Below are 23,297 nucleotides of genomic sequence, written 5' to 3' on the forward strand. Positions count from 1 at the left end.
GGACAGAAGGTGTCCGCAAGGGGCGTTAGCGTGCGAGCATGACAAAGAGCAGCGCAGCGCGGGCCCCCCTCCTGGACACCCGCGCCCTGAACCGCGCCACCCTGGACCGACAGCTCCTGCTGTGCCGCTCCGCGCTGTCCGCCGCGGACGCGGTACGGCACCTCCTCGGCCTCCAGGCACAGAACGTCAAGCCCCCGTACTACGCCCTCGCCGCCCGGCTGCACGGTTTCGCCCCGGAGCAGTTGTCCGCGCTCATGGCCGCCCGGGAGACGGTCCGCATCGTCACCCTCCGCTCGACCATCCACACCCACACCGCCGCGGACTGTCTGACCCTGCGGCCGCTCGTCCAGGCCGCCCGGGACCGGGAGCTGACGAACTTCCGCAAGGGCCTCGACGGCGTCGACCTGGACCGGCTGGCCGCACTCGCCCGCGACCTGGTGGAGGCCGAGCCCCGCACCATGGCCCAGCTGCGTGAGGCGCTCGGCGCCGAGTGGCCGGACGCCGACCCGCAGTCCCTCGGCGTCGCCGCCCGCTGCCGGCTGCCCCTGGTCCAGGTGACCCCGCGCGGCCTGTGGGGTCGCAGCGGGCAGGTCGCCCTGACCACCGCCGAGCACTGGCTGGGCCGCCCGGCCGAGCCCGCTCCCGCGCCCGATGCCGTGGTCCTGCGCTACCTGGCCGCCTTCGGCCCCGCCTCGGTCAAGGACATGCAGACCTGGGCCGGACTAACGCGGCTGCGGGACGCCTTCGAGCGTCTGCGCCCCCGGCTGCTCACCTTCCGGGACGCGCACGGGGTCGAACTGTTCGACCTCCCCGACGCGCCCCGGCCCGATCCCCGCACCCCGGCCCCGCCCCGCTTCCTCCCGGAGTTCGACAACCTCCTCCTCGCCCACGCCGACCGCACCCGCGTCGTACCCGCCGAGTACCGGGGCCGCAGCTGGCAGGGCAACCAGGCCCACTGCACCCTCCTGGTCGACGGATTCCTGGCCGGAGTGTGGAAGCTGGACGGCGCCGCTCTGGTCGTCGAGCCGTTCGGGAGGCTGACGAAGGCACAGCGGGAGGAGGTGACCGCGGAGGGCGCGCGGATGCTGGAGACGATGCACCCCGGGGCGTCGTACGACATACGGTTCGCCGCGGTCGTACGACGCTGAGCCGCCCCCCGGACGGCTCGGCGTCGTACGCATATGGATAGGGAGGCGCTGCGGGCCGCTCGTGGTGGCCCGCAGCGCCCCCCTGGCATCTACCTGAGGGATGCTCAGGTGTTCTTCTTCCGGGTTACGAGTTGACCTGCGCGGTCACCAGGTTCGAGAAGGTGGTCAGCCGGGTGTACACACCCGGGTAACCGGCCTCCGCGCACCCCTCGCCCCAGGAAGTGATCCCTGCCAGGACGCCCCCGATGAGCAGGGGACCGCCGCTGTCGCCCTGGCAGGTGTCAACGCCGCCGGAGGTGTATCCGGCGCAAACCATGTCGGTCTGGACGAAGTCCGAACCGTAGGAGCTCTTGCAGCTGGAGTCGGACACCGTCGGGACGGTCGCGGTCCGCAGCTGGTTGGAGGAGCTGCCACTCTCCGAGGTGGTGCCCCAGCCCAGGATCCGGGCCGTGGTGCCGGCCGCGTAGACACCCGTCTGGGAGGAGGAGACGTACGACGCCTTCGTGTACGGCATCGACGTCGACAAAGTCAGTACGGCCACGTCGTCGCCGTTGGTGGCGTCGGTGTAGTCCGGGTTGATCCAGATCTTGCTCACCCGGCTGACCGTGCCGTTGGTGCCGTTCAGATAGGTCCGGCCGCCGACCACGCGGACACTGCTGGTCGTCTCGCCGACCATGCAGTGCGCGGCTGTCACGACCTTCTTGGCGGCCACCAGGGTGCCGCCGCAGAACTGGTTACCGGAGGCGTCGGTGATCTGCATCATGAAGGGGTACGCCGTCGTGGTGGTGGTCGTACCGCCCACGATGGGCTGGGGTGCGGCGGTCGCGGTGGGGGAGGCGATCAGCGCGGTGGCTGCGGCGGCGGCGGTGGCCACCAGGGTCGCGGCGGTCTTTCTGGCACGTCTGAGCCCGAACATGAGTCTCCTCAGTGGCATTGCCGGTGGGGGGTCGCGCGGGTGTGGGGGAGTGCACGGGGGTCGCGGGACCGACCCCCGTGTGCCCGGGCGAGCGGCACGCCCTTTACGCTAGGACCCGGATCCCTCGGCTCCCAATGAGGGAACCCCCTAGGGGGTTGGGTGAGGGAAAACCCTCGGTCCGGCTCAGTTAACCTGGCGTGCCGTCACTTCGCGCGCCGCGCGGCCGCCAAACGGACGATGTCCACGCGCGATCGGATCCCCAGCTTGCGGTAGACCCGGGTCAGCGTCGCCTCGACCGTCTTCACACTGACGAACAGCCGCGCGGCTATCTCCCTGTTGGTGGCGCCCTCCATGACGAGTGCGGCGACCTGACGCTCCATCGAGGCCAGCACCGCCAGCGCGTCCAGGGCGTCCGGCACCGTGAGGTCCGGCTCGGGCTCCGGGGTGGTGAGGGCTTCGTCCACCTGGCGCAACCACGGCAGAGCACGGCAGCGGCGGAACAGCCGGGTGGCCTCGTCGTACGCCGTCGTCCTGCGCTGGCCGGTCTCGGGGGGCCGGGTGCGCAGCTGGGCCAGCGCGAACGCGGCCCGGGCCTCCTCCAGCCCGTAGCCGAGCTTCGCGAGCCGGTCCTGAGCGGACGTCAGCTGCGCGACAGCGGCCTCCTGGTCGCCGCCCGCGGCGCGCACCAGCGCCTCCGCACGGTCGAGCACCGCGAGCACACTGTCCCGGCCGAGCCTGAGCGCGTGCTCGCGGCTGGTGTCGATGACGTCCTGCGCCTCGGCCGGCTCACCGATGCGCACCAGTGCCTCGGCGAGGTCGCCGTGCCAGCGGCCGCGCGCCGGGTCGGTGATGCCGAGGCCCAGCTCTAGGCGGCGCACCCGGCGCAGCGAGCGGACCGTGCCCGCCGGGTCGCCGGCCACCAACTGGGCGTACCCGAGGGCGCCCAGGGCCCTGGACAGGTACATCTGGTCGCCGTCCTCCTCGGCGTGCTCCACCGCTTCCCGGGCCAGGGCCAGCGCGCGGTCCACGTCCCCGCCGGAGGCCTCCGCGAGCGAGGTGAGCATCGCCGAGGCGGTCTCGCCGATGCCGGAGTCCCGCGCGAGCCGGAGGCTGTCGCGGGCCAGTTCGAGGGCGCGGCCGCAGTGCCCGGCGCGCAGCTCGGTCTCGGCGAGGCCGCGCAGGAAGTGCACCTCGCTCTCCACCGAGCCGCGGCGGCGCACCTCGCGCAGCAGGGCGGTGACCGTCGCCCGGGCCTCGGCCAGCTGGTCGCCCATGACCAGCCAGCGGAACCGGGCGCTGCCCGCGCCGTTGTGGTGGCAGGCCACCCTCGGGTCCTGGGGCTCCTTCAGGGCGCGTTTGATGGTCCGGGGAGCCTCCGGATGGCCCATCAGGGTCTCGGTCTGCGCCTGGAAGGCGAGGGAGAGCAGTTCGGTGCGCCGGTCGGCGCCGCGCTCGGCCAGCTCGGCGGCGTGCGCGGCCGCCTCCCGGGCCTCGGTGAAGTCGCCCTCGACGATCAGTGCGCGCCACGCCAGCTGGTAGTGGACCAGGGCCAGCAGCCGCGGATCGTCGCCGGCGTCGGCGAGGGCCTGCGGGAAGACGGCGTCGACCTCCGCCATGGTGTGGCCGGCGGTGTCGATGACGATGATCCAGGCCCGCACCCGGTCCGCGGGCACCGTGACCCGGGTGAGCACCTCGCGGGCGATGTCCCGGGCCAGATCGACCTCGCCCGCGGTGATCGCGTCCTCGGCGGCCTGCAGCCGCCGCTCGTCGGCGCCGGGCACGCTGTCGGCGGGAGTGTGCCGGGCGGCCAGGAGCCCCAGCTGGGCGGCGACCGACGGGGCGCCCCGGTCCCGGGCGAGGGCCGCGGCCTCGGCGAGCCGGGCGGCCACCTCGGGGTCGGTGCCGGTGGTGGCGAGGGCCAGGTGCCGGGCCCGTTCGATCGGGTCGGAGGCCGCGGTGGACAGTGCCGCGTGCGCGGCCCGCCGTTCCTGTGCGGGCGTCTCCGCGTACAGCGCGGCGGAGATGAGCGGGTGCGCGAACCGTACGGCCGGCGCCTCCTGCTCGGTGGCCAGCAGTCCGAGTTCGGCGGCCTGGGCACACTCGGCCTCGGCGTTCTCCCGGCCGGCCGCGTGCAGCAGCGCCGGGGTGGGGCGGGCGCCGGCGCTGGCCACCAGCAGCGTGCGGCGGGCCTCGACCGACAGCATGTCCAGGCGGCTGAGCACCAGGGCGCGCAGCGAGGTCGGCACCGGCAGCGGCTCGCCGGGCCGGGGCGGGGTGGGGCTCTCGGCGAGGGCGCGGCCGAGTTCCAGCGCGAACAGCGGGTTGCCGCCACTGGTGCGGTGGATCTCGCGGACCGTGGAGCGCGACAGGCAGCCGTGACCGCGGTGGTCGAGCAGCTGCGCCACCTGGGTGCGGGTGAGCGGGCCGAGCCGGACGGCGACCGTGTCCGGAGGGCAGGCGCGCAGATGACGGTCGTACTCCTGGCTCTCCTGGCCCTCCGTGCGCACCGCGCACAGCAGTTGTACCGGGGTGCCTTCGAGGCGGCGGGCGGCGAAGCCGAGCAGTTCGGCGCTGGCCGGATCCAGCCACTGCAGGTCGTCGGCGACGACGAGGACCGGTCCGCGCGCGGCGAGCGCGCGCAGCGCGGAGAGCACCGCGAGGCGCAGCGCGAGTCCGTCGCGCTGGAGGCTGGACTCGCCGCGTCCGGTGAGCGCCGACTCCAGGGCCGTGCGCTGGGCGGCGGGCAGCCGGGGGGAGACGTCGTCGAGGACCAGGCCGAGGAGGTCGGCGAGGGCCAGGAAGGGAAGGTGGGATTCGGACTCCGTGGCGGAGCAGCGCAAGACGGTGCGTGCGGTGGCGCCGTATTCCTCGGCCAATGCCCGCAGGACGGTGGATTTCCCTATTCCGGCGGGGCCGTGCAGCAGCACACTGCCGCCCGAGGCGAGTTGGTCACGGGCCGTCGCGAACAGCTGCTCGCGGCCGATCAGCAGGTCGGGGTGGCATCGGGCAGGCTCCTGGAAGTCCCGTCGCACGGTCACCGCTCCCCTCCTGAGTCGTGTCCGGGCCAAATTCTAGGCAACGATCCTTGAAATTCGGACGGAAGCCGTGGTGAGGGAAATAACAAACGGTCACGCATAGGGAAATTCAAAGCGACGCTGTATGAATGGGCAAGTTTCCTTACGGCTGCTGCGGAGGGCCTCTCGAGAGGCCGTCCCGCCTACGGCAGCAGGCCCGCCCGGCGTGCCGCGGTCACCGCCTCCCCTCGTGTGTGTGCGCCCAGCTTGCGCATCGCCGAGCGCAGATACCCCTTCACCGTCTCCGGGCGCAGACCCAGCCGTTCTGCCACGGCCGCGTTCGTGGCACCCGCTGCCACCCAGGACAGCACGTCCAGCTCACGTGGCGCCAGGGTCGCGCCCGCGACGGGGTGCGAAACCGTCAGCAGCCCGCAGGCGGCGAGCAGTTCGGCCCGCAGGTCCGGATCGGCGATCCGGGGCGCGAGCGCCCGCAGCGCCGCATGGGCCTCGCGCACCTGCTCCCAGGCCGCACCCGGGCCCCGGGGACCGCCGGCGGGCTCCGGCCGTGCCGCCGCCAGCAACCCCCGCGCCTCGTCCCTCGCCACCAGCGCCTGTTCCACGTCCCGCGCCGCCTCCACCGCCGCGCCCAGGGTGCGATCGCCCAGCGGCTGGGCCGAGCGCAGCGCGCCGTACAGCACCCCGCGCACCCGCCGCCGCACCACCACCGGTACCGCGAGCACCGAGCGGATGCCCTCGGCGGCCACCGGGACGTCGTACTCGTGGGTGATCTGCCGCGAGCTGGAATAGTCCGTGACCGCGACCGGCCGGGCCAGCGCGACCGCCTTGCCGCCCAGCCCGTTGCCTGAGGTCACGGCCAGGGAGCTGAGGGCGGCGGTGGTGGTGCCGCTCAGTTCGCTGATGCGGATCCGCGGACGGCCGGATTCGACCAGCCCGCCGAAGGCGACCGGGAGCCCTGTGCCGCGCCGCAGCCGGACCAGCGCACCGCGTATCTCCACCGCCGCCACGGCCTCTGCTGCCACCTCATCGCTCCTTCGACGCGGTCACGGGGGGACCACACCCCCGTTCGGGGGTAGTGAGACCAGCATCACGGATTAGACGATGCCAGAGAGCCGCCCGGCAATGGTCCGGAATCTAGGAGGACGCAGATGACGACGGCGACCGAGGGCTTCAGGAGCGCCAGGGACTTCCTGCTGGAGCACCGCGAGGACTACACCCGCGCCTACGAGGGCTTCGCCTGGCCGCGGCCCGAGCACTTCAACTGGGCGCTGGACTGGTTCGATGTGATCGCCGCCGGCAACGACCGGACCGCCCTGCACATCGTCGAGGAGGACGGCACCGAGTCCCGGCTGTCCTTCGCCGAGATGGCAGAACGCTCGAACCGGGTCGCGAACCATCTGCGCGCGCGGGGCGTCGCCGCCGAGGACCGCATCCTCGTCATGCTCGGCAACCAGACCGAGCTGTGGGAGACCGCGCTGGCCGCGATGAAGCTGCGCGCGGTCGTCATCCCGGCCACCCCGCTGCTGGGCCCCGCCGACCTGAACGACCGGGTCGAACGAGGCCGGGTCAAGCATGTGCTGGTACGGGCCGAGGACACCGCCAAGTTCGCGGACGTGCCCGGCGCCTACACCCGGATCACGGTCGGCGGGCCGCCGCAGGAGGGCTGGGAGGCGTACGAGGACGCGTACAGCGCCCCCGCCGAGTTCGTCGCCGACGGTCCCACCCTGGCCGACGACCCGCTGATGCTGTACTTCACCTCCGGTACGACCGCCCGCCCCAAGCTGGTCGAGCACACCCACACCTCGTACCCCATCGGGCACCTGGCCACCATGTACTGGATCGGTCTCAGGCCCGGCGACGTGCACCTGAACATCTCCTCGCCCGGCTGGGCCAAGCACGCCTGGTCCAACCTGTTCGCCCCGTGGAACGCCGAGGCGACCGTCTTCATCCACAACTACACGCGCTTCGACGCGGGCCGGCTGATGGCCGAGATGGACCGGGCCGGGGTGACCACCTTCTGCGCCCCGCCGACCGTGTGGCGCATGCTCATCCAGGCCGACCTGAGCCGGCTCGCCACCCGGCCCCGCGAGGTCGTCGCCGCCGGCGAACCGCTCAACCCCGAGGTCATCGAGCAGGTCCGCCGGGCCTGGGGTGTCACCATCCGGGACGGATTCGGGCAGACCGAGACGGCCGTCCAGGTCTCCAACAGCCCCGGCCAGCCCCTGAAGACCGGCTCCATGGGCCGGCCGAGCCCGGGCTACCGCGTCGAACTCCTCGACCCGGTCTCCGGCGCCCCAGGCGCCGACGAGGGCGAGATCGCCCTCGACCTCTCCGTGCTCCCCGTGGGCGTGATGACCGGCTACCACGGCGACCCCGACCGCACGGCCGAGGCCATGGCCGGCGGCTACTACCGCACGGGCGACATCGCCTCCCGCGACGAGGACGGCTATCTGACGTACATCGGCCGTGCCGACGACGTCTTCAAGGCCTCCGACTACAAGATCAGCCCGTTCGAGCTGGAGAGCGCGCTGCTGGAGCACGAGGCGGTCGCCGAGGCGGCCGTCGTGCCCGCACCCGACGAGCTGCGCCTCGCGGTCCCGAAGGCGTACGTCGTCCTCGCCGAGGGCTGGGAGCCCGGACCCGGCACCGCGAAGGTCGTCTTCGAGCACTCCCGCGAGGTGCTTGCCCCCTACAAGCGCATCCGCCGCCTGGAGTTCGGCGCCCTGCCCAAGACCGTCTCCGGCAAGATCCGCCGGATCGAGCTGCGCGAGGCCACGGCCGCGGGCTCCGCCGCCGAGTACCGCGAGGAGGACTTCCGGTGACCGAACCGTCGTACACGCACGGGACGAGCGCGACGACCCTGCTCGGCGACACGATCGGCGCGAACCTGGACCGGGCGGTCGCCGCCTGGCCCGACCGTGAGGCGCTCGTCGACGTGCCGTCCGGACGTCGCTGGACCTACTCCCGATTCGGCGCGGACGTCGATCGGCTGGCCTGCGCGCTGCTGGGGTCCGGGGTCGCCAAGGGGGACCGGGTCGGGATCTGGGCGGTCAACTGCGCCGAGTGGGTGCTCGTCCAGTACGCCACCGCCCGCATCGGCGCGATCATGGTCAACATCAACCCCGCCTACCGCACCCACGAGGTCGAGTACGTCCTCCGCCAGGCGGGGATCTCCCTCCTCTTCGCCTCGCTCAGTCACCGGACCAGTGACTACCGTGCGATGGTCGAGCAAGTGCGGGGGAACTGCCCGCAGCTGCGGGAAGTCGTGTACATCGGGGACCCGAGCTGGGAGACGCTGCTCGGGCGCGGGACGCCCGACCTGCACGAGGACCGCCGGGTGCGCGGGAGCGAGCTGTCCTGCGACGACCCCATCAACATCCAGTACACCTCGGGGACGACGGGCTTCCCGAAGGGAGCCACCCTCTCCCACCACAACATCCTCAACAACGGCTACTTCGTCGGCGAGTCGATCGCGTACGACGAGCAGGACCGGATCTGCATCCCCGTCCCCTTCTACCACTGCTTCGGCATGGTCATGGGGAACCTGGCGGCGACCTCGCACGGCGCCTGCATGGTCATCCCGGCACCCTCCTTCGACCCGAAGGCCACCCTGGAGGCCGTCCAGCAGGAGCGCTGCACGTCCCTGTACGGCGTCCCGACCATGTTCATCGCCGAACTGAACCTGCCGGACTTCGCCGGCTACGACCTGACCTCCCTGCGCACCGGGATCATGGCGGGTTCGCCCTGCCCGGTGGAGGTGATGAAGCGGGTGGTCGCCGAGATGCACATGGAGGAGGTCTCCATCTGCTACGGCATGACCGAGACCTCGCCGGTCTCCCTGCAGACCCGTATCGAGGACGACCTGGAGCACCGCACGGGCACGGTCGGCCGGGTGCTGCCGCACATCGAGGTGAAGATCGTCGATCCGGCGGACGGCACGACCCGGGCCCGGGGTCTTCCCGGCGAGCTGTGCACCCGCGGCTACAGCGTGATGCTCGGCTACTGGAACGAGCCCGAGAAGACCGCGGAGGCCATCGACCCCGGCCGCTGGATGCACACCGGGGACCTCGCGGTCATGCGCGAGGACGGCTATGTCGAGATCGTCGGCCGGATCAAGGACATGATCATCCGGGGCGGCGAGAACATCTACCCGCGCGAGATCGAGGAGTTCCTCTACGCGCATCCCGGGATCCGGGACGTCCAGGTCGTCGGGGTGCCGCACGAGAAGTACGGCGAGGAGGTCCTGGCCTGTGTGATCCCGCAGGACACGGCCGATCCGCTCACCCTGGAGGACCTGCGGGCCTTCTGCCAGGGACGGCTCGCCCACTACAAGATCCCGAGCCGGCTGCAGATCCTCGACTCCTTCCCGATGACGGTGTCCGGGAAGGTGCGGAAGGTGGAGCTGCGGGAGCGGTACGGCGTCTGACGGGTCAGGCCGCGCCCGACTCGGCGAGTTCCCGCCCCGGGGCGTTCACCGGGGTCGGGGTGCCCGTGAGGTCGAGGACGAACAGCGGGACGCCCAGCGTGTCGGCGCGCGCTCGGGCGTCCTCGGCGTATCCGGACAGGGAGAAGTAGACACAGTTCGCGGACTCCGTCATGGCCGTCAGCCACAGGCACTCCACGTCCCGTAACGCTGCCGGGCGCACGGCCGGGTCCACCTGGGCGACCAGGCCGGGTGCGGCCAGGCCGATGCCGGACGTGGGCCGCTGGTCGGCGCGGCGGATGTCCCGGTAGCCGAGCCAGCGCAGATAGAGCGCGGTGGCGGTGACGGCATCGCGGGCCGTGCGGATGGTGACGGGCCGGAACGGGGTGCGGCAGGCGGTGGCCTTCGGGGCGGCCGCCCGCGCCGGTGCCACCGGCGGCGGAGCGTCGCTCAGCGCCAGGCGCAGGACCGTGCCGCACGGACAGCCCAGCTCCGGGTGCGGCCACTGGTTGCTGCGGCCGCAGGCGGCGCAGCGCACGGTGACCCAGTCCTCGTCCCAGGCGCGGTGCGCGAGGACGGCCGGCCCCGCCGCCCGGTCCAGCCGCAGCGCGGCCGGCCTGCCGCAGGCGCAGGGATACGGCGGCGCGGTGTAGACGTGCTCGCGCCGACAGGCCGGACAGCGCACCGGCACGCTCTCGGGCATGGCCACTCCCAGGCGTCGCATCGGAACCGTCGCGTCGGGACAGTCGCACAGGACAGCGCTGACCATCGTCCTCCTGCCGCACCCCGCTTGTCCGGCACTTGCCGTCTCTGCCGTCTTCGGCCCTCTCTTGACTGCGTCCGCCCACCCCCCTACATTGCTTCCAGATAGTAGAAATTAACTTCCGCATTGCGGAATTAGGTAACTCTGGAGACCGTGCTCACCGCGGGGCGCGACGGGAGTACGCATCCGACAGCCGAAGCAGGAGTACTCGATGGCTCGTATGACCGCTGCCCGCGCGGCAGTTGAGATCCTCAAGCGCGAGGGCGTCACCGACGCCTTCGGTGTGCCGGGCGCGGCGATCAACCCGTTCTACAAGGCGCTGAAGGAGGGCGGCGGTATCAGTCACACGCTCGCCCGCCACGTCGAGGGCGCCTCGCACATGGCCGAGGGGTACACCCGCACCAAGGCGGGCAACATCGGTGTCTGCATCGGCACCTCCGGCCCCGCCGGCACCGACATGATCACCGGTCTGTACTCGGCCATCGGGGACTCCATCCCGATCCTGTGCATCACGGGCCAGGCGCCCACCAGCGTGATCCACAAGGAGGACTTCCAGGCCGTCGACATCGCCTCGATCGCCAAGCCGGTCACCAAAATGGCGGTCACCGTCCTGGAGGCCGCGCAGGTCCCCGGCGTCTTCCAGCAGGCCTTCCACCTGATGCGCTCCAGCCGTCCCGGCCCGGTCCTGATCGACCTGCCGATCGACGTCCAGCTCACCGAGATCGAGTTCGACCCGGAGACGTACGAGCCGCTCCCGGTCTACAAGCCGGCCGCGACCCGCGCGCAGATCGAGAAGGCCATCTCCTTCCTCCTGGAGTCCGAGCGCCCGGTCATCGTCGCCGGCGGCGGCATCATCGGCGCCGACGCCTCGGACCTGCTGGTCGAGTTCGCCGAGCTGACCCGGACGCCCGTCGTCCCGACCCTGATGGGCTGGGGCACGCTCGCCGACGACCACGAGCTGAACGCCGGCATGGTCGGCGTCCAGACCTCGCACCGGTACGGCAACGCGACCTTCCTGGAGTCCGACTTCGTCCTCGGCATCGGCAACCGCTGGGCCAACCGGCACACCGGCTACAAGCTCGACGTCTACCGCCAGGGCCGCAAGTTCGTGCACGTCGACATCGAGCCCACGCAGATCGGCAAGATCTTCCCGCCGGACTACGGTGTCGTCTCGGACGCCAAGGCCGCCCTCGAGCTGTTCGTCGAGGTCGCCAAGGAACTGAAGGCCGAGGGCAGGCTGCCCGACCGCGCCGACTGGGTCGCCTCCACCCAGGAGCGCAAGGCCACGCTGCTGCGCCGTACGCACTTCGACAACGTGCCGATGAAGCCGCAGCGCGTCTACGAGGAGATGAACAAGTCCTTCGGCCCCGACACCCGGTACGTCACCACGATCGGCCTCTCCCAGATCGCGGGCGCGCAGATGCTGCACGTCTACAAGCCGCGTCACTGGATCAACTGCGGCCAGGCAGGCCCGCTCGGCTGGACCATCCCGGCCGCGATCGGCGTCGCCAAGGCCGACCCGGACGCGCCGGTCGTCGCCCTCTCCGGCGACTACGACTTCCAGTTCATGATCGAGGAGCTGGCGGTGGCCGCGCAGCACCGGATCCCCTACGTCCACGTTCTCGTGAACAACGCCTACCTGGGCCTGATCCGTCAGGCGCAGATCGGCCTGGACATCAACTTCCAGGTCAACCTGGAGTTCGAGAACATCAACGCGCCGGAGCTGGGCGTCTATGGCGTCGACCACGTCAAGGTCGTCGAGGGCCTGGGCTGCAAGGCGATCCGGGTCACCGAGCCGGACCAGCTGGGTGCCGCGTTCGAGCAGGCCAAGAAGCTGGCCGCCGAGTACCAGGTGCCGGTCGTCGTCGAGGCGATCCTGGAGCGCATCACCAACATCTCGATGAGCCGCACGATGGACATCAGCGACATCTCCGAGTTCGAGGAGCTGGCCACCGAGCCCGGCCACGCCCCGACGTCGATCAAGCCGCTGAAGGTCTGACCCGCAGCAGCACACAGGGGGGCGGCCCATCCCGGGGGGATGGGCCGCCCCTTCGGCGTGTCCGGGGGGCGCCGGCCGTCAGTCGAACCCGCCGCCGCCTCCGCCCCCGTAGTCGTGGCCGCCGCCGTGGTCGTGGCCCCCGCCGTGGTCGTGGCCCCCGCCGTGCGCGCCGCCGCCTGCATTGCGGTCGTCGCCGCCCCAGCCGGTCAGGCCCTCGTAGCCGGCGATGCCGCGGACGCCGCCGCCCCGGCCGAAGGGGAACAGGCCCTCGTCCGCGAGGGCGCCACGGCCGGTGAGCCCGGCATCGCGGGCGAACCCCGGCAGCAGCGCGGTCAGGGCCCGCTCGCCGTACAACGCGACGGCGAGCAGCACCTCCTGCTCCGCCAGGCCGTCGGGGCCGTCGGGGAGCGGACTGCGCTCGCGCAGCGCCGCCAGGTGGCGGCGGGCAGCACGGGTGCGGCCGGGCGGCAGGGCCCGCAGCAGGCCGGCCGCCGCGAGTTCGGCCCGCATCCGGGCCAGGGCCCGCCGCACCACCGCCCGGCCGGGCAGCTCCCGAGGACCGGCGGGCCGGTAGAGACCCGTGCGTACTGCCTTCTCCAGGGGATGGCGGAAGGTCACGGCGTCGCGCGTACCGCTCGTGCGCAGGGTGCCGGGCCGGCCGGCCTGGACCGCGCCGCGCAGATGCAGCCCGAGCACGGCGACGGTCACGGCCGCGCGGTCGCCGCCCCGCAGCAGAGCGACCGTGTAAGGGTCCGTCGGAATCGACGTCGTACGGTCCATGGGACACCCCCCCCCGTGCGGGACCCGCCGCCCCCGTGCCGACGGGCCCCGCGTGCCGGTGTCATTCCCGTCGGCGACGCTTGCCGAAGCCTCCCTGGTGGTGTTCAGAGGTTGATTTGAGGATTGCGCAGACGGGGTACGCCCGCTGCCGTATCCGGTGTCCTCACAACTCGTGCTCCGACAGGCCGGGCCAGTCGTCCGGCCCGCCGCCCTGCCATTCGATGAGGTCGCTCTCCTCGACCTCGATCCGGTCGAGGTCGGCCAGCCGCAGGATCTCGACGACGTCGTCCAGGTGGGAGGCGAGCCCCAGGGTCACGTCCCCCTCGGTGACCCGCCGCGAGCCGTCCAGGGCCGGAGAGTGGACCACGATGTGGGGGTACTGCGTCGGATTGCCCATGGCTTCAGCGTCCTGCGGATGCCCCGGCTGCGCACCCGGAGCCCGGACAGCACGAAAGCGCCCCCCTGACCAGGGGGACGCTTCCGTGCCGTGCGATGGCCGTCCGACGACGCGAGGCTGGGCGCGACAGGACATTCGCGCCGCCGGACGGGGTCAGGGACCTCCCGTCGGAGGTCGTGGCTGGGGACCGCGGCGGATGCGACGGAGCCGGGACCCTTCCCTCTGGTCGAGAAGGGGACTCGGAACCTTCACCACCGCACTGGCTCGCACACCGCCGCGGTCCTCGCCCTGCCCGCTGTACCGAGTGGTCACCCCTCATCCGGACCGCTCGGTTGCGGGTCGTTCGCGTCCGGGTCCCGACCTCCCCGTCGGGACCCGGACGCCGTCCGTGGCCTCAGTCCTCGCGCAGGGCGCGGACCGCCTCCTCCACGCGCTTGCCGTACTCCGGGTCGGCGGCGTGGAAGTGGGCCAGGTTCTTCTCGATCACGTCGTCGCGGGAGACCTGCGAGAGGCCGCCGGCGATGTTCGCGATCAGACGCTGCTTCTCCTCCGCGGACATCAGCCGGTACAGCTCGCCCGCCTGGTAGAAGTCGTCGTCCTTGGTGTGCAGCGGGGCCTCGTGGGTGCCGGTGTGGCCGGAGACCGCCAGCGGGGCCGCGAGCGGGCGGCCGGTCTCGGCCGGGCCGTCGTAGGAGTTCGGCTCGTAGTTCTTCGCGTGGCGGCCCTGGGCGTTGGACGCCATGAGGCCGTCGCGGCCGTAGTTCTGCGCGGTCGTCGCCTTCGGGGCGTTGACGGCCAGCTGGGTGTGGTTGACGCCCAGGCGGTAGCGGTGGGCGTCCGCGTAGGCGAACAGGCGGCCCTGGAGCATCTTGTCGGGGGAGGGGCCGATACCCGGAACGAAGTTGTTCGGGGAGAACGCGGCCTGCTCGACCTCGGCGAACACGTTGTCCGGGTTGCGGTCCAGGACCAGTCGGCCCACCCGCTGCAGCGGGTAGTCCTTGTGCGGCCACACCTTGGTCAGGTCGAACGGGTTGAAGCGGTAGTCCGCCGCCTCGGCCGCCGGCATGATCTGCGCATAGAGGGTCCAGGACGGGTGCACCCCGCGCTCGATGGCCTGCAGCAGGTCCGTCTGGTGCGAGTTGGGGTCCTTGCCCGCCAGCTCGCCGCCCTGCTCGGCGGACAGGCAGCGGATGCCCTGGTTCGTCTTGAAGTGGTACTTGACGAAGAAGGCCTCGCCCTCGGCGTTCGTCCACTGGTAGGTGTGCGAGCCGTAGCCGTTCATGTGGCGGTACGACGCCGGGATGCCGCGGTCGCCCATCAGCCAGGTCACCTGGTGCGTGGCCTCGGGGGCGTGCGCCCAGAAGTCCCACACGTTGTCCGGCTCCTGCTTGCCGGTGAACGGGTCACGCTTCTGCGAGTGGATGAAGTCCGGGAACTTGATCGGGTCCTTGATGAAGAACACCGGGGTGTTGTTGCCGACGAGGTCGTAGTTGCCCTCCTCGGTGTAGAACTTCAGCGCGAAGCCGCGCGGGTCACGGACCGCGTCCGCGCCACCGAGGGAGTCGGCGACCGTGGAGAAGCGCAGGAACACTTCGGTGCGCTTGCCGATCTGGCTCAGGAAGTCGGCGTGCGTGAAGCCGGTGACGTCGTCGGTCACCTCGAAGTGGCCGTAGGCACCGGAGCCACGGGCGTGCACCACACGCTCCGGGATGCGCTCACGGTTGAAGCGCGCGAGCTTCTCCAGGAGGTGCTGGTCCTGGAGCAGGAGCGGCCCGCCGGCGCCGGCGGAGGCGGAGTTCTGGTTGTCGGCGACCGGGGCGCCGGACTCTGTCGTGAGCACGCGCTTCGACATCGTGGACCTTCCGTGCGAGAGGGCAGCGGGAATCTGCGGAATGTTCGGCATCCTCGGAATCAGACTTCCGCTTTATGGAGCTTCCGCTTGCGTGAGCCTAGATTTCGGCAGACCACGCGTCAACATTTTGTTGAAGTGAATTCCGGGCGACGTCGCCGCCTGGGCGCGACAGGACAGGTGTCAGCGGCGGCGCCGCCCGGAAGCTCTGGGTGTGTCAGACCTGGGCGCCGGACAGGCGCTCCACGGCCCGCAGCAGGGCCGAGTGGTCCAGACCGCCGTCGCCCTGGGCGCGCAGGGAGGCGACCAGCTGGGCGACCACGGCGCCGACCGGCAGGGCGGCGCCGACGTTGCGGGCGGCGTCGGTGACGATGCCCATGTCCTTGTGGTGCAGGTCGATGCGGAAGCCCGGCTTGAAGTCGCGGTTCAGGAAGTTGTCCTTCTTGCGCGTCAGGACCGTCGAGCCCGCGAGGCCGCCGTTGAGGACGTCCAGCGCGGCCTGCAGGTCCACGCCGGACTTCTCCAGGAAGACCACGGCCTCGGCGCAGGCCTGGATGTTCACGGCGACGATCAGCTGGTTGGCGGCCTTCACCGTCTGGCCGGAGCCGTGCGGGCCGCACAGCACGATGGTCCTGCCCAGCGCGTCGAAGATCGGCTTGGCCTGGTCGAAGTCGGCCCGCTCGCCGCCGACCATGATCGACAGCACGGCCTCGATGGCGCCGGCCTCGCCGCCGGAGACCGGGGCGTCGAGGACACGGATGCCCTTCTCCCGGGCGTTCTTCGCGAGGTCCACCGAGGTCTGCGGGGTGATCGAGGACATGTCGATCAGCAGGGCGCCGGACCTGGCGTTCTCCAGGATGCCCTCGGGTCCGTAGGAGATGGCCTCGACCTGCGGGGAGGCGGGCACCATGGTGATGATCACGTCGGCGTCGCGTACGGCCTCGGCGATCGAGCCGGCCACGGTGCCGCCGGCGGCGGCCAGGCGGTCCAGCTTGTCCTGCTCCAGGGTGAAGCCGGTGACGTCGTAGCCCGCCTTGATCAGGTTCTCGGACATGGGGGAGCCCATGATGCCGAGGCCGATCCAGGAGATCTTGGGAAGGGTGCTCATGTTCGGGGTGCCTCTCTGACTGCTCTGCAAAGTCGGGGGGTTCAGCGCGCTTCGCGCGGGAGCCACTCGAAGGCCTCGGCGCTCGGGCGGTCGCCCGGCTTGTACTCCAGGCCGACCCAGCCGTCGTAACCGGCCTTCTTCAGCTGGTCGAGCAGCTCCTCCAGCGGGAGCGAGCCCGTCCCGGGGGCGCCGCGGCCCGGGTTGTCGGCGATCTGCACATGGCCGGTCTTCGGCGCGTACCGCTCGATGACCGAGGGCAGGTCCTCGCCGTTCATGGACAGGTGGTAGAGGTCCATGAGGAACCGCGCGTTGCCGAGCCCGGTCGCCGCGTTCACCTTGTCGACGACCCCGACGGCGGCCGGCGCCGACACCAGCGGGTACAGCGGCGACTCCGGCTGGTTGAGCGCCTCGACCAGCAGGATCGCGCCGATCCGGTCGGCGGCCCGGGCCGCGAGCACCAGGTTCTCCAGGGCGAGCGCGTCCTGCTCGGCCGGGTCCACGCCCTCGACGCGGTTGCCGTACAGCGCGTTGAGCGCCTTGCAGCCGAGGGAGGCGGCGAAGTCCGCGGCCACGTCGATGTTGGCGCGGAACTTCTCCGACTCCTCACCCGGGATCGACAGGGCGCCGCGGTCCGGGCCCGGCAGCCGGCCGGCGTAGAAGTTCAGCCCCGTGAGCTGGACGCCCGCGTCCTCGATCGCCTTCTTCAGGGCGTCGAGCTCGGACTGCCCGGGGGTGGGGGAGTCGACCCAGGGCCACCACAGCTCGACCGCCGTGAAGCCCGCCGCGGCGGCGGCCGCGGGGCGCTCCAGAAGCGGGAGTTCCGTGAAGAGGATCGACAGGTTGACGTTGAAGCGCTGGTCTGCGAATCCCATTCGGGTCGCGCTCCCTTCCGTGGGTCGAGATTCCGTATTGCGGAAGTTCGTTTCTGCTTAATGGAAGATTGCCGTCGGGTGTCGCCGCTTGTCAAGGGGGGTCGGTGGCAGGAGTCGGCAGGGCTGCCCGAAATTCGTGCAGCGCGTTAGGTTGTGCGCGTGCGATTGAGAGTGGAGTTCACGACCGAACCCTTCGACCTCGACAAGGCACCCGCGCACGCCGTGGTGGCGCGGGAGGTCATCGAGGGCGCCGACCTGGATGCCTTCGACGTCGGCCCGTTCGGGAACACGGCCGAAGGGGGCGCCGACAGCGTGCTGACCGCCGTGGACGCGCTGCTGCGCAAGACCCTGGAGGCCGGGGCCACCCGGATCTCGCTCCAGGTCAACGTGATCGGGGAGGGCGATAGATGACCGGCGACGAGCCCTTCATCACGGCCGTGAAGCCACTGGTCGACGCCATGGGCGGGGAGATGCTGCCGCCCGACGAGGCCGGCACCGAGGATGTCGTCCTCGCCTGGGAGGGTGTCGACGTCGTCGCCGTACGCCTGCCCCAGCTCGCCGACTCCCTCGACCACATCCTCGCCGCCATGGAGCGCAGGCGGGGCCGGCCGCTGGCCGACCTGGACCGCAAGGCCAAGCAGGAGGTCGTGCGCATACTGGAGGCGCGGGGCGCCTTCGCCGTGCGGCACGGCGTGGAGACCGTGGCGAGTGCGCTGGGCGTCAGCCGTTTCACGGTCTACAACTACCTGAACAGGGAGAAGGGCGCCTGAGTCCACGGCCGGGCGGCCCGTGGGTCCGCCCGGCTTGTTACGCGGATTTTTCAACAAAGTGTTGACGTGATGTTTCCGAGGGCGTTAGCTATCGGCAGCCCGTTCAGCACGACGGCCGTTTCCGGCCACGGAGGCTCCCGTGACTACGACTTCCACGCCCCCGGGCCTGGCCCGGTTCAACGTCCTGGAGGAGCACGCGGCCCTCGCCGCCCTTCACGAGGCGTGCGCCTCCACCGAGTGGGGCCGGCGGCTGCAGGCCGCCCGCCCGTACCCCACCGCCGACGCCCTCTACGCCGCCAGCGACGCGGCCATGGCCGAGCTGGGCACCGCGGACCTGGAAGAGGCGATGGCCGGCCACCCGCCGATCGGCCGCCCCAAGCCCGGCGACCCGACTTCCGCCCGGGAACAGCGCGGCATGGCAGGGGCCTCCGAGGAGCTCAAGGCGGAGATGCTCGAACTCAACCTGGCCTACCAGGACAGGTTCGGCCACGTCTTCCTCATCTGTGCCACCGGCCGGACCGCCGAGCAGATGCGGGACGCGGTCAGGGAGCGGATCGGCAACACGCCGCAGCACGAGCGCGAGATCGTCCGCACCGAGCTGGGCAAGATCAACCGCATCCGACTGGCCCGACTCGTCGAAGAGGACGCCTGAGACCATGAGCACCAGCACCACAGCCTCCGTGTCCACACACATCCTGGACACCTCCGTCGGCCGCCCCGCCGAGGGCGTCGCTGTCCACCTCTTTGCCCGTAGCGGCGGGGATGCGGACTGGCAGGCGCTCGGCGGTTCCGCGACCGACGCCGACGGCCGGTGCAAGGACCTTCCGGACCTGCCGGAGGGGACGACACACGTACGGCTCGACTTCGCCGTCGAGTCGTATTTCGAGAAGAAGCAAGCCGATGCGCAGCAGGACGCCCCCGCGAATCGGGACAGCGGTGCCGTGTTCTTCCCCGAGGTGGCGATCACTTTCGCCGTGAACGCCGGGGAGCATTACCACGTGCCGCTGCTGCTCAACCCGTTCGGCTACTCCGTTTACCGAGGGAGCTAGCTAAATGCCCACCATCCTGGGACAGAACCAGTACGGCAAGGCCGAGAACCGAGTCGTAAAGATCACGCGGGACGGCGCCACCCACCACATCAAGGACCTCAACGTCTCCGTGGCGCTGAGCGGCGACATGGAGGAGGTCCACTACTCCGGCTCCAACGCCAACGTCCTGCCGACCGACACCACCAAGAACACGGTGTACGCGTTCGCCAAGGAGCACGGCATCGAGTCCGCCGAGCAGTTCGGCATCCACCTCGCCCGTCACTTCGTGACCTCGCAGGAGCCGATCAAGACCGCTCGGATCCGCATCGAGGAGTACGCCTGGGAGCGGATCGAGACCTCCGACGCCAACTCCAAGTTCATCGGCGCCGACGAGGTCAAGCACTCCTTCGTCCGCAAGGGCCAGGAGACCCGCGTCACCCAGATCACCTACGACGGTGAGAAGTGGGAGGTCATCTCCGGCCTGAAGGACCTGGTCGTGATGAACTCGACGAACTCCGAGTTCTGGGGCTACGTCAAGGACAAGTACACGACCCTCCAGGAGGCGTACGACCGCATCCTGGCCACCCAGGTCTCCGGCCGCTGGCGGTTCAACTGGACCGACGACGAGCAGAAGATGCCCAACTGGGAGAAGTCCTACGAGCAGACCAAGAAGCACATGCTCCAGGCCTTCGCCGAGACCTACTCCCTCTCCCTGCAGCAGACGCTGTACCAGATGGGTTCGCGCATCATCAACAACCGCAGCGAGATCGACGAGGTCCGCTTCTCCCTGCCGAACAAGCACCACTTCCTGGTCGACCTGGAGCCCTTCGGGCTGAAGAACGACAACGAGGTCTACTTCGCCGCCGACCGGCCCTACGGCCTGATCGAGGCGACCATTCTCAGGGACGGTTGCGAGCCGAAGATCCCGGTGGACCTCACCAACCTCTGAGCAACCCTCTCGCGGCACCCGTGACCGGGGAACCGTATTCCCCGGTCACGGCACTCAAATCTCCTAGGGTCCTGCCGTGCCCTCCCACTTCGGTCCACTGAGCGAAAAGGACGAATCATGGCAGCAGCCCAGCGCATCGTCATCGAGAACTGTTCGATCGCGACGGTCGACGCCGCCGACACCGAGTACGCCTCCGGGTACCTGGTCATCGCCGGCAACCGTATCGAGGCGCTCGGCGCGGGCAAGGCCCCCGAGAACCTGGAGAACGTCGTACGCCGTATCGACGCCACCGGGCACCTCGTGACCCCCGGCCTGATCAACACCCACCACCACTTCTACCAGTGGATCACCCGGGGTCTGGCGACGGACCACAACCTCTTCAACTGGCTGGTCGCCCTCTACCCCACCTGGGCGCGCATCGACGAGCCGATGGTGTACGCGGCGGCCCAGGGCTCGCTCGCGATGATGGCCCGCGGTGGCGTCACCACCGCCATGGACCACCACTACGTCTTCCCGCAGGGCTCCGGCGACCTGTCCGGCGCGATCATCCGCGCCGCCCGCGAGATGGGTGTCCGCTTCACCCTGGCCCGCGGCTCCATGGACCGCAGCGAGAAGGACGGGGGTCTGCCCCCGGACTTCGCCGTGGAGACCCTCGAGGGCGCGCTGGCCGGCACCGAGGCGACCGTCAAGGAGCACCACGACGCCTCCTTCGACGCGATGACCCAGGTCGCCGTCGCCCCCTGCTCCCCCTTCTCCGTCTCCACCGAACTGCTCAAGCAGGGCGCCGAGCTGGCCCGTCGTCTGGGCGTACGGCTGCACACCCACGGTTCGGAGACCGTGGAGGAGGAGAAGTTCTGCCACGAGCTGTTCGGCATGGGCCCGACCGACTACTTCGAGTCCACCGGCTGGCTGGGCGAGGACGTGTGGATGGCGCACTGCGTCCACATGAACGACTCCGACATCGCCGCCTTCGGCCGGACGAAGACCGGTGTGGCGCACTGCCCGTCCTCCAACGCCCGTCTCGCCGCCGGCATCGCCCGGGTCCCGGACATGCTGGCGGCCGGTGTCCCGGTCGGCCTCGGCGTCGACGGCACCGCCTCCAACGAGTCCGGCGAACTCCACACCGAGCTGCGCAACGCCCTGCTGATCAACCGTCTCGGCGCCCACCGCGAGGCCGCGCTGAACGCCCGTCAGGCGCTGCGCCTCGGCACCCACGGCGGCGCCCGGGTGCTCGGCCGTGCGGCCGAGACCGGCTCGCTGGAGGCCGGCAAGCTGGCCGACCTGGTGCTGTGGAAGCTGGACACCCTCGCCCACGCCTCCATCGCCGACCCGGTGACCGCGCTGGTCTTCGGAGCGGCGGCCCCGGTCACCGCCTCCTTCGTCAACGGACGTCAGATCGTCGAGCACGGCCGCCTGCTGACCGTCGACGAGGACACCATCGCCCGCTCCACGCGGGACGAGGCCCAGCGCCTGGCGCGCATCGCCGCCCAGGGCTGAGCCACCGCCGGACTCCGGCCGGGAGGGACGGCTCCCGGCCGGTAGCCGTGGACCCGAGCGGGGTCCATGGCGGCCGTCTCCGGGGCGCGCGCTCATGCGCGCGCCCCGGAACGGTCACCGTTCCCCTCCCGGGGACGGCCCGTCCGGGTCCCGCACGACCACACGCATCACCTCCATGAAACCCACGTCGAGGCCGACGTGTTAACCGCTCGGAGGAGCCGCCGTGACTGCCGCCCGCACAGTCGACGAGACCCACCCCGTCGACGAGAAACTCCCCGCCCTGAAGATGGCGACCACTGGCCTGCAGCATGTGGCAGCCATGTACGCGGGAGTCGTAGCCCCACCCCTGATCGTCGGCGCGGCCATCGGTCTGTCCGGTGCCGAACTCACCTTCCTCACCGGCGCCTGCCTCTTCACCGCAGGCCTCGCCACCTTCCTCCAGACCCTCGGCCTCTGGAAGATCGGCGCCCGGCTTCCGTTCGTCAACGGTGTGACCTTCGCCGGTGTCGCGCCGATGACCGCGATCGTCGCCTCCGCGCACGACAAGTCCGACGCCCTGCCGATCATCTACGGCGCGGTCATCGTCGCCGGCGTCCTCGGCTTCCTGGCGGCCCCCTTCTTCAGCAAGGCCGTCCGCTTCTTCCCTCCGGTCGTCACCGGCTCCGTGATCACCCTCATAGGCGTGTCCCTGCTCCCGGTCGCCTTCGGCTGGGCCCAGGGTCCCAACCCCGCAGCGCACGACTACGGTTCGGGCACCAATCTGGGCCTCGCGGCGGCCACCCTCGTGATCGTCCTGCTGCTGCGCCGCTTCACCCGTGGCTTCGTCAAGCAGATCGCCGTACTCCTGGGCCTGGTCGTCGGCACGCTCGTCGCGATCCCCTTCGGCGCCACGGACTTCGGGCCGGTCGCGGACGCGGACGTGATCGGCTTCCCGGCCCCGTTCCATTTCGGCGCACCGCAGTTCCAGCTCGCCGCGATCCTGTCGATGATCGTGGTGATGGTGGTCTCGATGACCGAATCGACCGCCGACATGCTGGCCCTGGGTGAGATCGTGGAACGCCCGGCCGACGAGAAGACGATCGCCGCGGGCCTGCGCGCCGACACCCTCGGCTCCGCCCTCAGCCCTGTGTTCAACGGCTTCATGTGCAGTGCCTTCGCCCAGAACATCGGCTTGGTCGCCATGACCCGCATCCGCAGCCGCTACGTCGTCGCCACCGGTGGCGGCGTCCTGGTCCTGATGGGCCTGTGCCCGATGGCCGCCTCGCTGATCGCGGTCGTACCGCGCCCGGTGCTGGGCGGCGCCGGCGTGGTCCTGTTCGGCTCGGTGGCGGCCAGCGGCATCCAGACCCTGGTCCGGGCAGGCCTGGAGAAGGACAACAACGTCCTGATCGTCGCCGTCTCCCTGGCGGTCGGCATCATCCCGATCACGGCGCCGGACTTCTACCACGCGTTCCCGGAGACGGCGAGGATCGTCCTCGACTCGGGCATCTCCACCGGCTGCGTCACCGCGGTCCTGCTCAACCTGATCTTCAACCACCTGGGCAGGGGCCGTGAGGCGCAGGACGTGACCCATCCGATGGAAGCGGGGGAGGAACTCGCCCCCGCGCACTGAACCCGCGTGTCGATCCGGCGCGGGGGGGGGGGGCCCCCCCCCCCCCCCCCCGGGGGGGGGGGGGGGGGGGGGGCCCCCCCCCGGCCGCCCCCGGGGGGGCGGGACCCCCCGGGGGGGGGGCCACCCCCACCACCCCGCCAAACACGGGGGAAAA

General features: G+C 71.0%; 20 protein-coding genes. 11 read left to right on the top strand and 9 right to left on the bottom strand.

From position 1 onward, the window contains the following. The first annotated feature begins 38 nt into the window (after positions 1–38). The gene (locus tag ACIRU3_RS10735) at positions 39–1,148 is read left to right on the top strand and encodes a winged helix DNA-binding domain-containing protein (protein WP_404054364.1); all 1,110 of its coding nucleotides are present in this window, start codon (positions 39–41) and stop codon (positions 1,146–1,148) included. Between the two features lie 124 nt (positions 1,149–1,272). Here the strand turns inward: ACIRU3_RS10735 and ACIRU3_RS10740 are convergent, their stop codons facing one another. The 3 genes from ACIRU3_RS10740 to ACIRU3_RS10750 form a co-directional block, all read right to left on the bottom strand. Then, on the bottom strand, positions 1,273–2,064 hold the full coding sequence (locus ACIRU3_RS10740) for a S1 family peptidase (protein WP_404054366.1): 792 nt from the start codon (positions 2,062–2,064) through the stop codon (positions 1,273–1,275). A 203-nt stretch (positions 2,065–2,267) separates the two neighbouring features. After that, complete coding sequence (locus ACIRU3_RS10745) at positions 2,268–5,102, bottom strand: ATP-binding protein (RefSeq protein ID WP_404054369.1); 2,835 nt, start codon at positions 5,100–5,102, stop codon at positions 2,268–2,270. A gap of 179 nt (positions 5,103–5,281) precedes the next feature. Further along, entirely contained in the window at positions 5,282–6,118 is an 837-nt protein-coding gene (locus ACIRU3_RS10750; RefSeq protein WP_404054372.1) for a response regulator transcription factor, read from the bottom strand. Positions 6,119–6,244: 126 nt separating this feature from the next. On the opposite strand from ACIRU3_RS10750, the gene ACIRU3_RS10755 reads away from it, so the two are divergent. Both ACIRU3_RS10755 and ACIRU3_RS10760 read left to right on the top strand, forming a co-directional pair. Then, entirely contained in the window at positions 6,245–7,918 is a 1,674-nt protein-coding gene (locus ACIRU3_RS10755; RefSeq protein WP_404054374.1) for an AMP-binding protein, read from the top strand. Then, a complete protein-coding gene (locus ACIRU3_RS10760; RefSeq protein WP_404054377.1) occupies positions 7,915–9,522 on the top strand; it encodes an AMP-binding protein in 1,608 nt (535 codons plus the stop codon). The genes ACIRU3_RS10755 and ACIRU3_RS10760 overlap by 4 nt, the downstream gene beginning before the upstream one ends. Before the next feature lie 4 nt (positions 9,523–9,526). On the opposite strand, the gene ACIRU3_RS10765 is transcribed toward ACIRU3_RS10760, so the two are convergent. Continuing rightward, positions 9,527–10,222, bottom strand: a complete 696-nt coding sequence (locus ACIRU3_RS10765) for a hypothetical protein (protein WP_404054379.1) — start codon at positions 10,220–10,222, stop codon at positions 9,527–9,529. Positions 10,223–10,493: 271 nt separating this feature from the next. Between ACIRU3_RS10765 and gcl the strand changes: the two genes are divergently transcribed. After that, entirely contained in the window at positions 10,494–12,281 is a 1,788-nt protein-coding gene (gene gcl, locus ACIRU3_RS10770; RefSeq protein ID WP_404054382.1) for a glyoxylate carboligase, read from the top strand. Positions 12,282–12,359: 78 nt separating this feature from the next. On the opposite strand, the gene ACIRU3_RS10775 is transcribed toward gcl, so the two are convergent. From ACIRU3_RS10775 to ACIRU3_RS10795, 5 genes are all read right to left on the bottom strand, one after another. Then, positions 12,360–13,061 (bottom strand): TIGR04222 domain-containing membrane protein, encoded by a 702-nt coding sequence (locus tag ACIRU3_RS10775; protein WP_404054385.1) that lies wholly within the window; start codon positions 13,059–13,061, stop codon positions 12,360–12,362. A 163-nt stretch (positions 13,062–13,224) separates the two neighbouring features. Beyond that, positions 13,225–13,458: a hypothetical protein gene (locus ACIRU3_RS10780; RefSeq protein ID WP_228616129.1), complete on the bottom strand. Its 234-nt coding sequence runs from the start codon at positions 13,456–13,458 to the stop codon at positions 13,225–13,227. A 394-nt stretch (positions 13,459–13,852) separates the two neighbouring features. Next, positions 13,853–15,310 carry a catalase gene (locus ACIRU3_RS10785; RefSeq protein WP_404054388.1) on the bottom strand — a complete coding sequence of 486 codons (1,458 nt, stop codon included), beginning with the start codon at positions 15,308–15,310 and terminating at the stop codon, positions 13,853–13,855. A gap of 214 nt (positions 15,311–15,524) precedes the next feature. Continuing rightward, entirely contained in the window at positions 15,525–16,415 is an 891-nt protein-coding gene (locus ACIRU3_RS10790) for a 2-hydroxy-3-oxopropionate reductase (protein WP_404054390.1), read from the bottom strand. Positions 16,416–16,456: 41 nt separating this feature from the next. Beyond that, a complete protein-coding gene (locus ACIRU3_RS10795; protein WP_404054392.1) occupies positions 16,457–17,287 on the bottom strand; it encodes a TIM barrel protein in 831 nt (276 codons plus the stop codon). 159 nt (positions 17,288–17,446) lie between these two features. On the opposite strand from ACIRU3_RS10795, the gene ACIRU3_RS10800 reads away from it, so the two are divergent. The 7 genes from ACIRU3_RS10800 (at position 17,447) to ACIRU3_RS10830 (ending at position 23,143) form a co-directional block, all read left to right on the top strand. Continuing rightward, a complete protein-coding gene (locus ACIRU3_RS10800) occupies positions 17,447–17,698 on the top strand; it encodes a hypothetical protein (RefSeq protein WP_404054394.1) in 252 nt (83 codons plus the stop codon). Continuing rightward, entirely contained in the window at positions 17,695–18,057 is a 363-nt protein-coding gene (locus ACIRU3_RS10805) for a helix-turn-helix domain-containing protein (RefSeq protein WP_404054396.1), read from the top strand. Before ACIRU3_RS10800 ends, ACIRU3_RS10805 begins: the two co-directional genes overlap by 4 nt. A gap of 139 nt (positions 18,058–18,196) precedes the next feature. Continuing rightward, the gene (gene uraD / locus ACIRU3_RS10810) at positions 18,197–18,709 is read left to right on the top strand and encodes a 2-oxo-4-hydroxy-4-carboxy-5-ureidoimidazoline decarboxylase (RefSeq protein ID WP_404054399.1); all 513 of its coding nucleotides are present in this window, start codon (positions 18,197–18,199) and stop codon (positions 18,707–18,709) included. Between the two features lie 4 nt (positions 18,710–18,713). Then, positions 18,714–19,106, top strand: coding sequence for a hydroxyisourate hydrolase (uraH, locus tag ACIRU3_RS10815; protein WP_404054401.1), 393 nt, complete (start codon positions 18,714–18,716; stop codon positions 19,104–19,106). Between the two features lie 4 nt (positions 19,107–19,110). Continuing rightward, on the top strand, positions 19,111–20,034 hold the full coding sequence (gene pucL, locus ACIRU3_RS10820; RefSeq protein ID WP_404054402.1) for a factor-independent urate hydroxylase: 924 nt from the start codon (positions 19,111–19,113) through the stop codon (positions 20,032–20,034). A gap of 117 nt (positions 20,035–20,151) precedes the next feature. Then, positions 20,152–21,531, top strand: a complete 1,380-nt coding sequence (locus ACIRU3_RS10825) for an 8-oxoguanine deaminase (protein ID WP_404054404.1) — start codon at positions 20,152–20,154, stop codon at positions 21,529–21,531. A gap of 223 nt (positions 21,532–21,754) precedes the next feature. Next, positions 21,755–23,143, top strand: coding sequence for a nucleobase:cation symporter-2 family protein (locus ACIRU3_RS10830; protein WP_404054407.1), 1,389 nt, complete (start codon positions 21,755–21,757; stop codon positions 23,141–23,143). Positions 23,144–23,297 lie beyond the last annotated feature (154 nt).

It is taken from the genome of Streptomyces sp. NPDC101151, from assembly GCF_044768335.1.
Lineage (GTDB): Bacteria > Actinomycetota > Actinomycetes > Streptomycetales > Streptomycetaceae > Streptomyces.